Origin of the sequence: Streptomyces finlayi, assembly GCF_014216315.1 — a bacterium.
GTDB classification, from domain to species: domain Bacteria; phylum Actinomycetota; class Actinomycetes; order Streptomycetales; family Streptomycetaceae; genus Streptomyces; species Streptomyces finlayi_A.
The window spans coordinates 5,994,320-6,006,218 of record NZ_CP045702.1; the positions used below are offsets into that span (position 1 = coordinate 5,994,320).

Annotated in this window: 12 protein-coding genes; 5 read left to right on the plus strand and 7 right to left on the minus strand. The window is 71.5% G+C overall.

The window, feature by feature from the left end; translation table 11 throughout:
- Positions 1-15: 15 nt before the first annotated feature.
- Together lpdA and F0344_RS27410 are read right to left on the minus strand one after the other, a co-directional pair.
- Positions 16-1,404: a dihydrolipoyl dehydrogenase gene (gene lpdA / locus F0344_RS27405; RefSeq protein WP_185301299.1), complete on the minus strand. Its 1,389-nt coding sequence runs from the start codon at positions 1,402-1,404 to the stop codon at positions 16-18.
- A 299-nt stretch (positions 1,405-1,703) separates the two neighbouring features.
- Entirely contained in the window at positions 1,704-3,257 is a 1,554-nt protein-coding gene (locus F0344_RS27410; protein ID WP_185301300.1) for a leucyl aminopeptidase, read from the minus strand.
- A gap of 250 nt (positions 3,258-3,507) precedes the next feature.
- On the opposite strand from F0344_RS27410, the gene F0344_RS27415 reads away from it, so the two are divergent.
- Positions 3,508-4,386, plus strand: coding sequence for an endo alpha-1,4 polygalactosaminidase (locus F0344_RS27415; protein WP_185301301.1), 879 nt, complete (start codon positions 3,508-3,510; stop codon positions 4,384-4,386).
- 24 nt (positions 4,387-4,410) lie between these two features.
- Here F0344_RS27415 and F0344_RS27420 read toward each other — a convergent pair whose 3' ends face one another.
- Positions 4,411-5,187, minus strand: a complete 777-nt coding sequence (locus F0344_RS27420; RefSeq protein ID WP_185301302.1) for an adenosylcobinamide-GDP ribazoletransferase — start codon at positions 5,185-5,187, stop codon at positions 4,411-4,413.
- 88 nt (positions 5,188-5,275) lie between these two features.
- On the opposite strand from F0344_RS27420, the gene F0344_RS27425 reads away from it, so the two are divergent.
- Positions 5,276-6,037 carry a hypothetical protein gene (locus tag F0344_RS27425; protein ID WP_185301303.1) on the plus strand — a complete coding sequence of 254 codons (762 nt, stop codon included), beginning with the start codon at positions 5,276-5,278 and terminating at the stop codon, positions 6,035-6,037.
- A 16-nt stretch (positions 6,038-6,053) separates the two neighbouring features.
- Here F0344_RS27425 and cobT read toward each other — a convergent pair whose 3' ends face one another.
- Complete coding sequence (cobT, locus tag F0344_RS27430; RefSeq protein ID WP_185301304.1) at positions 6,054-7,205, minus strand: nicotinate-nucleotide--dimethylbenzimidazole phosphoribosyltransferase; 1,152 nt, start codon at positions 7,203-7,205, stop codon at positions 6,054-6,056.
- A gap of 111 nt (positions 7,206-7,316) precedes the next feature.
- Complete coding sequence (locus tag F0344_RS27435; protein WP_185301305.1) at positions 7,317-8,519, minus strand: bifunctional adenosylcobinamide kinase/adenosylcobinamide-phosphate guanylyltransferase; 1,203 nt, start codon at positions 8,517-8,519, stop codon at positions 7,317-7,319.
- 86 nt (positions 8,520-8,605) lie between these two features.
- Between F0344_RS27435 and F0344_RS27440 the strand changes: the two genes are divergently transcribed.
- Positions 8,606-8,815 carry a hypothetical protein gene (locus tag F0344_RS27440; RefSeq protein ID WP_185301306.1) on the plus strand — a complete coding sequence of 70 codons (210 nt, stop codon included), beginning with the start codon at positions 8,606-8,608 and terminating at the stop codon, positions 8,813-8,815.
- Positions 8,816-9,052: 237 nt separating this feature from the next.
- On the opposite strand, the gene F0344_RS27445 is transcribed toward F0344_RS27440, so the two are convergent.
- Positions 9,053-9,805 carry a class I SAM-dependent methyltransferase gene (locus tag F0344_RS27445; protein ID WP_185301307.1) on the minus strand — a complete coding sequence of 251 codons (753 nt, stop codon included), beginning with the start codon at positions 9,803-9,805 and terminating at the stop codon, positions 9,053-9,055.
- 38 nt (positions 9,806-9,843) lie between these two features.
- On the minus strand, positions 9,844-10,443 hold the full coding sequence (locus tag F0344_RS27450; RefSeq protein WP_185301308.1) for a DUF3043 domain-containing protein: 600 nt from the start codon (positions 10,441-10,443) through the stop codon (positions 9,844-9,846).
- Positions 10,444-10,739: 296 nt separating this feature from the next.
- On the opposite strand from F0344_RS27450, the gene F0344_RS27455 reads away from it, so the two are divergent.
- Positions 10,740-11,522: a PspA/IM30 family protein gene (locus tag F0344_RS27455; RefSeq protein WP_185301309.1), complete on the plus strand. Its 783-nt coding sequence runs from the start codon at positions 10,740-10,742 to the stop codon at positions 11,520-11,522.
- Positions 11,523-11,532: 10 nt separating this feature from the next.
- Positions 11,533-11,811: a PspA-associated protein PspAA gene (pspAA, locus tag F0344_RS27460; RefSeq protein ID WP_185301310.1), complete on the plus strand. Its 279-nt coding sequence runs from the start codon at positions 11,533-11,535 to the stop codon at positions 11,809-11,811.
- Positions 11,812-11,899: the final 88 nt, after the last annotated feature.

An 11,899-nucleotide genomic window follows, 5' to 3' on the forward strand; every position in this document is an offset into this window, starting at 1 on the left:
CGCCCGTTCGACTGGTCAGTCGTGGGAGTGGAGGGGCTTGCCGGCCAGGGCCAGGTGGGCCTCGCCGAGCGCCTCGCTCTGCGTCGGGTGGGCGTGGATGAGCTGCGCGACCTCGGAGGGCAGCGCCTCCCAGTTGTAGATCAGCTGGGCTTCGCCGACCTGCTCGCCCATACGGTCACCGACCATGTGGACGCCGACCACGGCACCGTCCTTGACCTGGACGAGCTTGATCTCGCCCGCGGTCTTCAGGATCTTGCTCTTGCCGTTGCCCGCGAGGTTGTACTTGAGGACGACGACCTTGTCCGCACCGTAGATCTCCTTGGCCTTGGCCTCGGTGATGCCGACGGAGGCGACCTCGGGGTGGCAGTACGCCACCTTCGGCACGCCGTCGTAGTCGATCGGCACGGTCTTGAGACCGGCCAGCCGCTCCGCCACCAGGATGCCCTCGGCGAATCCGACGTGCGCGAGCTGGAGGGTCGGGGCCAGGTCGCCCACGGCCGACACGGTCGGAACGTTGGTCTGCATGTACTCGTCGACGAGGACGTAACCGCGGTCCATCGCGACGCCGGCCTCCTCGTAACCGAGGCCCTGCGAGACCGGACCGCGGCCGATGGCGACCAGAAGCACCTCGGCCTCGAAGGTCTTGCCGTCGGCGAGGGTCACGCGGACGCCGTCCTGCGTGTACTCCGCCTTGTCGAAGAAGGTGCCGAGGTTGAACTTGATGCCACGCTTGCGGAACGCGCGCTCAAGGATCTTCGAGCTGTTCTCGTCCTCGACGGGGACCAGGTGCTTCAGGCCCTCGATGATCGTGACGTCGGTGCCGAAGGACTTCCACGCCGAGGCGAACTCGACGCCGATGACGCCACCGCCCAGGATGATCGCGGACTTCGGTACGCGGTCCAGCGTCAGCGCGTGGTCCGATGAGATGACGCGGTTGCCGTCGATCTCCAGGCCCGGCAGCGACTTCGGCACGGAGCCGGTCGCCAGCAGGACGTGGCGGCCGGTGACGCGCTCGCCGTTCACGTCGACGGAGGTGGGGGAGGAGAGCCGCCCCTCACCTTCGATGTAGTGCACCTTGCGCGAGGCGATGAGTCCCTGCAGACCCTTGTACAGGCCCGAGATCACCTCGTCCTTGTACTTGTGGACGGCCTCGATGTCGATGCCCTCGAAGGTGGCCTTCACGCCGAACTGACTGGCCTCGCGGGCCTGGTCGGCGATCTCGCCGGCGTGCAGCAGCGCCTTCGTGGGAATACAGCCGTTGTGCAGGCAGGTGCCGCCGACCTTGCCCTTTTCGATCAGGGCGACGTCCAGACCCAGCTGCGCTCCGCGCAGGGCCGCGGCGTACCCGCCACTGCCACCGCCGAGGATCACTAGGTCGAAAACGGTGCTGGCGTCGTTCGCCACGTCACGTCCTCCATGCATGTGCGCCGGATGCCGGGCCCCGTAGCTGGGGTGTGACCGGCCGGTCGGCTGGTGTTCGGCCGCTTCGTTGTTCGGCCCTGTGGTGGGGGCCCTGTCCTGCCGAGAACCCATCTTCGCACTTGTTGACGGTGGGCGGGACGCGGGGCCCGGGTCGGAGGCGGATGATCAGCCGCCTCCGGGGGTTACTGCTGCGTACAAATCGGGGTGAAGCCTTCCGGCGCCCCTGTGTGAACGCGTACGGCCCCGGACGTATGCCCGGGGCCGACGTCACATCCTCACTGTCAGCCGAGGTCGCCCGCGGCGGTGTGCTCCGCCAGCGCGACCAGCGTGCGGACCGCGGAACCGGTGCCGCCCTTGGGCGTGTAGCCGTAGGGCGCGCCCTCGTGGAAGGCCGGGCCCGCGATGTCCAGGTGCGCCCAGGCGATGCCCTCGCCCACGAACTCCTGGAGGAACAGACCGGCCACCAGGCCGCCGCCCATCCGCTCGCCCATGTTGGCGATGTCGGCGGTGGGGGACTCCATGCCCTTGCGCAGGTCGGCGGGGAGAGGCATCGGCCAGGAAGCCTCGCCGACCTCCTCGGCGATCTCGTGGATGGAGGTACGGAAGGCGTCGTCGTTCGCCATGATGCCGAAGGTGCGGTTGCCCAGGGCGAGCACCATCGCACCGGTCAGCGTGGCGACGTCGACGATCGCGTCCGGGTTCTCCTCGGAGGCACGGGTCAGCGCGTCCGCGAGGACGAGTCGGCCCTCGGCGTCCGTGTTGAGGACCTCGACGGTCTTGCCGCTGTACATGCGCAGCACGTCACCGGGGCGGGTGGCGTTGCCGGACGGCATGTTCTCGGCGAGCGCGAGCCAGCCGGTGACGTTGACCCTGAGGCCGAGACGGGCGGCGGCGACGACGGCCGCGAACACGGCGGCGGCGCCGCTCATGTCGCACTTCATCGTCTCGTTGTGGCCCGCCGGCTTGAGCGAGATGCCGCCCGAGTCGTAGGTGATGCCCTTGCCCACGAGGGCCAGGGTCTTCTCCGCCTTGGGGTGCGTGTAGGCGAGCTTCACCAGACGGGGGCCGTGGGCCGAGCCCTGACCGACACCCAGCAGACCGCCGAAGCCGCCCTTCACGAGCGCCTTCTCGTCGAGGACCTGCACCTTGATGCCGTGCTCCTTGCCCGCGGCGGTGACCACGGCGGCGAAGGACTCGGGGTACAGGTCGTTCGGCGGGGTGTTGATCAGGTCGCGGGCGCGGTTGATCTCCTCGACGAGCGCGGTGGCGCGCTCGGCGGCGGCCTTGAACGCCTTGTCGCGCGGCTTGGTGCCGATCAGGGCCACCTCGGCGAGCGGCAGCTTCGGGCCGTTGTTCTTGGCGCCCTTGGGGGCGAGCGAGTTCTCGCCGCCCTGGTAGGCCGTGAAGGCGTACGCGCCCAGGAGCGCACCCTCGGCGACCGCGCCGGCGTCCTCGACGGACAGGACGGGCAGCGCGAAGCCGGCCTTCTTCGAACCGGCCAGCGCGCGGGCTGCGGAACCCGCGGCCTTGCGCAGCGTCTCGGGGTCGTACGCGTCGTCGCCGTCCGGGACCTTGCCGAGCCCGACCGCGAGGACGACCGGGGCCTTGAGGCCGGACGGCGCGGGGAGCTTGGTCACTTCGCCCTCGGCACCGGAGGCACCCAGGGTCTCCAGGACGGCGGCGAGCTTTCCGTCGAACGCCTTGTCCACGGCCTCGGCGCCCGGCGCGAGGACCAGGTCCCCGGACTTGGATCCAGCGCCCTTGGCGACGCCGACGACGAGAGCGTCGGCGCGCAGCGTCGCCGCACCGGCGGTGCTGAGAGTGAGAGCAGTCACGGTGGTGGAATCTCGCTTCCGTTGAGTTCTGTTGTCGGTCGAGGGGTGGGCCGACCGTGCCCGGCGCATCGTAGACGGCGCCGCAATGTGCCGGGAATGAGCCTACGCGCGCCTTTCCTGGTGCCTCACAGCGGCGGGCCGTCCTGGGCCCTCCCGGGTGTACGGACATCCGCCGGGCGGCCCCGGTCCGGCGGGAAGGGCGCGCGCCAGTAGGGTCGTTGCCGGTGAAGGTGCGAGCGGGGGGAGAGCGATGCGGTGGCAAGGCCGGCTGCGCGGTACGGGGCCGCGGACACCGCTGTCCGCCGCCGTACCGGTTCTTCTGCTCGTGCTCACCGCCTGCACCTCGGGGGCACCGGCCCCCGCCCCTGTGCCCTCACAGGCCACCGCACCGGTCCCCTCCCGAGCTTCCGAGCGGGCTCCGGGCACCCACTGGCGCCCGGAGCCGGGCACCGACTGGCAGTGGCAGCTCTCCGGTCGGCTGGACCCGTCCGTGGACGCGCCGGTCTACGACATCGACGGCTTCGAGAACGGTGCGGCGGACGTGGCGGAGCTGCACCGCCGGGACCGCAAGGTCATCTGCTACCTCTCCACCGGTGCCTGGGAGGACTTCCGCCCGGACGCCGGGAAGTTCCCCGCGTCGGTGCTCGGCGAGGGCAACGGCTGGAAGGGCGAGCGCTGGCTCGACATCCGCCGCACCGATGTCCTGGAGCCGCTGATGGACGCCCGGATCGCGATGTGCGCGAAGAAGGGCTTCGACGCGGTGGAGCCGGACAACATGGACGCCTACCTCAACCCGTCCGGCTTTCCGCTCACGGCGGACCACCAGCTGCGCTACAACCGGCTGATCGCCCGCCTCGCCCACGGGCACGGTCTCTCCGTGGGCCTGAAGAACGACCTGGACCAGATCCCGGAACTGGAGCCCGACTTCGACTTCGCGGTCAACGAGCAGTGCGCCCAGTACGAGGAGTGCGACGCCGTCACCCCGTTCACCGAGGCGGGCAAGGCGGTCTTCCACGCGGAGTACGAGCTGGCCCCGGCCCAGTTCTGTGCCGAATCACGGCGGCTGAAGCTGAGTTCCCTGCGCAAGGAGTACGCGCTCGACCCCTGGCGCGAGACCTGCGCGCCCTGAGGGTGTCCGCGAAGTCCCGCCTGGCTAGAACGCCAGCACCACCAGCGCCGCCGTCGCGGCCGTCTCCTCCAGTGCGCCGAACACGTCCCCGGTCACCCCGCCGAAGCGCCGTACACAGTGCAGCATCAGCAGCTGGGCGACGCCCAGCGCGACCACCACGGCCAGCGCGTGGTGCACGGCCCCGTAACCGCCCAGCAGGGCCCCCGCGCCCGCGCAGACCGCGACGGCCAGTACGGTCACGGCCATCGCACCGATCCGGGGGACCGTGCCCGCCACCGCCGCTCCCAGGCCCTCGGGGCGGGCGGGCGGGACGCCCTGACGGGAGGCCAGGGTGAGCGCGAGCCGGGCCGCCACGCCGGACACGACCGCCCCGGCGGCGCCGTGCGCCCAGCCCTGCCCGTACAGCTCGAAGAGGGCGGCGACCTGGGCCAGCAGGACGAGGAGCAGAGTGATGACACCGAACGGGCCAATGTCCGACTGCTTCATGATGCGCAGCGCCTCCCCGGCGGGCTTCGCGCTGCCGAGTCCGTCCGCGGTGTCCGCGAGTCCGTCCAGGTGCAGCCCCCGGGTGACGGCCGCCGGCACGGCGACGGAGGCCACGGCGGCCAGCAGGGGCCCCGAGCCCAGCAGGAGCGACAGGGCGCCCGGCACGGCCGCGAGCAGGCCCACCAGGAGCCCGGCGAGCGGGGCACACAGCATCCCGGTGCGGGCGGTCGCACGGTCCCAGCGGGTCACGCGGACGGGGAGTGCGGTGAGGGTGCCGAAGGCGAAACGCAGGCCGTGGCTGTTCAGGGAGGTCACCGCGCGCAGGCTAGCCGGTGCCCGCCACCGATAGATTGGGCGGATCACCTCAAATCCCCCGTGAGGTGACCTATCGGGAGTGGGTGGCATGGGTCACTGGTTGCACGAGAACTTCGTCGAGCCGGGCAAGCTTCCGATGCTCCTCGCCCTGAGCGCCTTCGTGCTCACGTTCGGCGTCACCCGTATGATCACCCGGCTGATCCGGGCCGGCAAAGGCCCCTTCCGCAACGTCACGCCCGGGGGTGTGCACGTTCACCACGTGGTGCCCGGGGTGGTGCTCACCGTGCTCGGCGGCTTCGGCGCGGTGGCCAGCGGCCGGGAGGGCGTCGGAGCCTCGCTCTGCGCGGTGATCTTCGGTGTGGGCGCCGGTCTGATGCTCGACGAGTTCGCGATGATCCTGCACATGGACGACGTGTACTGGACCGAACAGGGCCGGCAGAGTGTGGAGGTCGTCGTCCTCACCGCCGCGCTCGTGGGGCTCTTCCTGGCCGGTTTCTCGCCGCTCGGGGTCGACGAGCTGAGCGACGACGAGCAGCAGGGGCGGCTGAGCATCGTCCTGACGCTCGTCGTCAACTTCGCCTTCGTGCTGATCGCCCTCTTCAAGGGCAAGGTACGCATGGCGGTTCTCGGCGCGCTGATCCCGTTCGTCGCCCTGGTGGGCGCGGTCAGGCTGGCCCGGCCGGCCTCGCCGTGGGCGAAGCGGTTCTACCGGAACAGGCACCGGGCCAGGTCCAGGTCGGTGCTGCGCGCCTACCACCACGACCGGCGGTGGGCCGGTCCACGGCGCAGGTTCCAGGACCTGATCGGCGGCGCCCCCGACCGGGTCCCGCTGCCCACCGGCAAACCCTGACCGCCGGTGGGCGGGCTCAGGCGCCCGAGGCCTTCTCGGCAGTGACCTCAGTGACCTCAGTGACCTCAGTGGCCTCCTCGGGCTCCTCCGCCCCCTCCGCCCCCTCGGTCCCCTCCGGTTCCTCCGCCTCCTCCGCACGCTCCGGCAGTTCCGCCGCCAGCGCCGCCGCGGCCTGCACCAGGGGAAGCGCGAGGATCGCCCCGCTGCCCCCGCCCACGGTCACCCCGTGATCGAGCAGCGGTGTGAGCGCCATCCGGTCCAGTGCCTTCGCCTGCGCCGGCTCACCGCTCGCCTGCCCGGCCAGCCACCAGTCCGGCGCACGGAACGCGGCCCGCTGCGCCACCAGCGCGCAGGCCGAGCCGACGACCCCGTCCAGGATCACCGGCATCCGGCGGACCGCGCTCTGCAGCAGGAAGCCCGTCATCGCCGCCAGGTCGGCGCCGCCGACCGCGGCAAGCAGCTCCAGCTGGTCACCCAGCACCGGTCGCGCCCGGCGCAGCGCGTCGCGGATCGCCGCGCACTTGCGCATCCACGCCAGGTCGTCGATCCCGGTGCCGCCTCGGCCCGTGACCACCGAGGCGTCCGTGCCGCACAGTGCCGCGATCAGGACGGAGGCCGCCGTGGTCCCGCCGACGCTCAGGTCGCCGAGCACCACCAGATCCGTACCGGAGTCGGCCTCCTCGTCGGCGATCGCCGTACCCAGCCGCACCGCCCGCTCGGCTTCCTCGGCCGTCAGCGCGTCCTCGATGTCGATGCGCCCGCTGCCGCGCCGCACCCGGTGCCTTACGACGGACTCGGGCAGCAGCTCCGGATCGCAGTCCAGCCCGGCGTCGACGATCCGTACGGGAACCGAGAAGCGGCGGGCCAGTACGGCGACGGCGCTCGCACCGTCCAGGGTGTCCCGCACGAGCTCGTACGCGGTGCCCGCGGCGCGGCCGGAGACATTCAGTGCCGCCACCCCGTGGTCCGCGGCGAAGACCACCACGCGGGGACGCTCGACCGGCCTGACCGGTACGGACTGCTGGGCGGCCGCGAGCCATTCCCCCAGCTCGTCGAGGCGTCCGAGCGCCCCGGGCGGCACGGTCAGCCGTTCCCGTCGTTCCTCGGCATCGCGCCGTACGCCGCCGTCGGGGCGTTCGATCAGGTCGGAGAAGTCGTCCAGATTCACGGGGGTCTGCCTCGCGGGGTCGGTACGTGATGGCCGGGAACCCGGCGGCGGGCTCCCCGACGGAACAGTACCCGGCACCCTTCTGACGCGACGTCAGAAAAGGGCTGCGGCTCACCCCCGCAGCACCAGCGCCTGCCCCGCCACCACCATCAGCACGTGCTCGCACTCCGCGGCGAAGGCGGCGTTCAGCCGCCCGAGCTCGTCCCGGAAGCGCCGCCCGGCAGCCGTCGCGGGGACCACCCCCGAACCCACCTCGTTCGTCACCGCGACCACGGTCCGCCGGGTCCTGCGCACGGCCCGCACCAGTTCGGCGACCCGCTTCCGCAACGCCTCCTCACCGCTGCCCGCCCACGTCGCGTCGTCCCAGGCGCCCACCCGGTCCATCGCGTCCGTCAGCCACAGCGACAGGCAGTCGATCAGCAGCGGGGGACCGTCCGACGCCAGCAGCTCCGCCAGCTCGCAGGTCTCCTCCGTACGCCAGGCGGCCGGCCTGCGCTCCCGGTGCAGCCCGACCCGGGCCGCCCACTCCCCGTCCCCGTCCCGGCGTCCGCCGGTCGCCACGTACACCACCTCGGGGAAGGTCTCCAGCCGCTGCTCGGCCTCCAGCGACTTCCCCGACCGGGCGCCACCGGTCACCAGCGTGCGCCGCGGGACGTCGGGGACGGCGTGGTACTCGCCCACCACCAGCGTCGTGCCATCGGGCACGGCCCGTGCCCCGGCCGCCGCGAGCCGCCGGTCCAGCGCATCGCCGGGCGGTGCGTCGTGGTCCAGATGGACGGCGATCACCTCGGTCGTCGGCCCTGCCGCCCCGACCGCCCTCAGCCGGGCCACCGCGTCGGGACGCCCGATCACATCGCCCACGACCATGTCGTACGGTTCCGCCACCCGGTCGGCGAGACCGCTGGGAGCGGCCATCGGCGGCAGGTACAGCAGCCGTTCGCCCTCCGGTGACATCACCTCGTAGCCGGTCCCCGGAGCGTCCATCGCCACCGCCCGCACCCGGTGGCCGCTGATCAGCGTCAACACCTGACCGTCCGGCACCCGGCCGGCCGGTGGCAGCCCGGCGGGCAGTTCGAGGGCCGGTCCGTCGTGGGGATGGGTCAGCAGCACCTGGCGTACGGCGGTGAGCGAATGCCCCGAGCGGGCGGCGGCGAACACGGCCCCCGGAGTCAGGTCGAGCAGCAGGGCGTCGTCGACCAGGAGCGCGGTCGCGGCACGCGCCAGCGCACCGCGGGCCGAGGCGCAGACGGCGCAGGGACATTCGGGCCGCGGCAGCCCGTCGGGGGCTCCGGTGCCGAGCAGAGTGAGTTCCACGTGCTGATCCTCCCGCGTCCGGGCATCCCGTGCGCGCCCGGCCGAGGCACTAGGCTCTGGGCAGCAACGTGACCCAGGAGGCGCACATGGCGTGGACGTGGCGGTTCGAGAAGTCCGACGGTACGGAGACGGAGCCGGCGCTGACGCCGGACGAGTTCACGACGCAGGGCGATGCGGAGTCCTGGATCGGTGAGTTCTGGAAGGAGCTTCTGGAGGGCGGGGCGGAACAGGTCACGCTCTTCGAGGACACGACGAAGATCTACGGTCCGATGAGCCTCTCGGCCGACCAGGGCTGACGCTCCTTCCCCGTACCGACCGCCGGACAGGCCCGGTGCACGAGCCTGCCCGGTGGCCGGGGGAACACCCGGACCCACCAACCGCGAGGCCCCTGGATCTCGCCCAGCGTGACCTCGGCCGTCCTTCGCGCACCGCCGCGCACGTAGGCCCTCCGGCGCGAGAGCCTGGGCTGACAAGCCGGCCGGGTGTACGGCGCCGACGTGGCGCGGCCACCCGCGAAAGCCGTTCCGGACGCGTCAGCCGCGTACGCCGCAGAGGTGCAGCAGCGCCGCCACCCGGCGGTACGGATCGGTCCGCCCGGCCCGGTCCTCGGCGTCCATCAGCCGCGCCAGTTCCGTGGGGGCCGGCAGCTCCGCCTCGTTGCCCACGTTGTCGCAGAACACCCGCACCCCGTACCAGGCGTGCAGCGGCGCGGCGATCCCGGCGAGCGTGGCGGTCAGGGCGTCGAGCCGGTCGGCCCGCACCGTGACGCCGATCCGGTTGGTGTACGTGTCCGTGTCGAAAGCGGCCAGCGCCCCACCGAAGTCACCCGCGGTCCCGGGCCGCATGGCCAGCGCGTCCGCGTTCCGTACGAGCAGGGAGAGGAGTCCGCCGGACGCCAGCATCCGGGCCAGGCCCGCCAGCATCGGATCGGGCTCCGGGACATACATCAGCACGCCGTGGCACAGCACCACGTCGAAGCTCCCGGGCAGGAAGTGCACGCCCGTGTCCTGGCCGTCGCCCTGGATCAGCCTGACCCGCTCGCGGATGCCCTCGGGTTCCCCCGCGAGCGCCTCCCGGGCGGCCGCCAGCATCGTGGCGTCGGACTCCAGACCGGTCACCGAGTGACCGGCCCGGGCCAGGCGCAGGGCCTGGGTGCCCTGCCCCACGCCGACGTCGAGCACCCGCAGACGCTGTCCCACCGGGAAGCGCGCGGCTATCTGCTCATCCACCTGCCGGGCGACAAGCTCCTGGCGGACCGCGTTACGCAGTCCGCCGAGACCCTTCATCCACGCCGGAGCGGCCCCCGTGAAGCCGGAGGCCGCGCTCAGGGCCGCTCTCCGCGCTTGACCTGCGGCTTGGGAAGCCGCAGACGGCGCATCTGGAGCGTACGCATCAGGCCGTACGCGACGGCGCCGCGCTTCGGGGCGTCGGGGAAGCGTTCCCGCAGCTGCTTCTTGAGCCGGAACGCCAGACCGATCGAGTCGACGACGATCAGCACGATCACACCGAGCCAGAGCAGCAGAGAGATGTTCTGGATGTTCTGGATCTGGATCACGCTGAGAATCAGGATGATCACCGCCAGCGGCAGGAAGTACTCGGCGATACAGAAGCGCGAGTCCACGAAGTCACGGACAAAGCGCCGGACCGGCCCCTTGTCGCGCGGCGGCAGATAGCGCTCGTCGCCCGTCGCGAGAGCCTCGCGCTGCTTGGCCAGGTCGGAGCGCCTCGCTTCGCGCTGGCGCTTCATGGCCTCCTTGCGGTCGGTCGGCGTGCTGGAGGCACGACGGCGCTGCGTCTGGGCCTCGCTGCGCTTGGGGGTGGGGCGACCCTTGGGTGACTGGGGGTCGCGGGGCTGCTTGGAGAGGTCCGCCGTCACCTTGCCGGTGGGGGCCTTCTCGTCCTTGGAGGAACGGCTACGGAACACAAAACCCAAGGGTACGGGGTCGATCGCGGGGAGAAGGGACCGGGCGGGAACGATCCGGCAACGGCCCGCGTCCTTAAAGGCATCCCGACAGGGGCAGAACGGACGATGCCGCACGTTTCCCTGACGGTCATCTACTCCCTGCGCGGGAGTGGTGACCAGCGGCAGTCGTCCTTGGGGAGGAGCACATCCGTGCTCCGACAGTGCGGTAATAGAGACAGGGCCCGTACTGTGGGTTCTGTTGGAGTGCCGGAGCTCAGTCCGTCAGAAGGGGGCGCGCGAAGCCCATGAGCGGTGTCATGAAGCGTATGGGAATGATCTTCCGCGCGAAGGCAAACAAGGCCCTTGACCGGGCCGAGGACCCGCGCGAGACCCTCGATTACTCGTACCAGAAGCAGCTGGAGCTGCTTCAGAAGGTGCGGCGCGGCGTCGCCGATGTGGCGACCTCGCGCAAGCGGCTTGAGCTGCAGCTGAACCAGCTGCAGGGCCAGTCGTCCAAGCTGGAGGACCAGGGCCGCAAGGCACTCGCGCTCGGCCGCGAGGATCTGGCCCGCGAGGCGCTGTCACGCCGTGCGGCCCTCCAGCAGCAGGTCACGGACCTGGAGACGCAGCACCAGACGCTGCAGGGCGAGGAGGAGAAGCTCACTCTCGCGGCCCAGCGGCTCCAGGCCAAGGTCGACGCCTTCCGCACCAAGAAGGAGACCATCAAGGCGACGTACACGGCGGCCCAGGCGCAGACCCGGATCGGCGAGGCGTTCTCGGGCATCTCCGAGGAGATGGGCGACGTCGGCCTGGCGATCCAGCGGGCCGAGGACAAGACCCAGCAGCTCCAGGCGCGAGCCGGCGCCATCGACGAGCTGCTCGCCTCGGGCGCCCTGGACGACCCGACCGGAACGGCGAAGGACGACATCGCCGCCGAGCTGGACCGGATCTCCGGTGGTACGGATGTGGAGCTGGAGCTGCAGCGCATGAAGGCCGAACTGGCCGGCGGCTCCTCCGCTCAGCAGCAGGCCATCGACAGCGGGACGCAGGACGCCGCACCGCGGTCGCAGCAGAGTCCGCACAAGTTCGACAAGCAGTAAGGGCAACGTCATGATCGTACGGATCATGGGGGAGGGCCAGCTCACGCTGGCCGACAGTCACGTCGTCGAACTCAACAAGCTCGACGACGAGCTGCTCGCCGAGATGGAGAGCGGCGACGGCACCGGTTTCCGCTCCACCCTCCAGGCACTTCTGGAGAAGGTGCGAGAGCTCGGTTCGCCCCTGCCAGACGACTCCCTGGAGCCGTCCGAGCTGATCCTGCCGTCCTCGGACGCGACCCTCGAAGAGGTGCGCGACATGCTCGGCGACGGCGGCCTGTTCCCCGGCTAGACGCACCCTCCGCTCCAGCACCCGCCTCTGTGCCCCGCCCGGTCCGCCGGCCGGGGGGCACGGTGCTGTAGCGGAATCAGCGCACGTA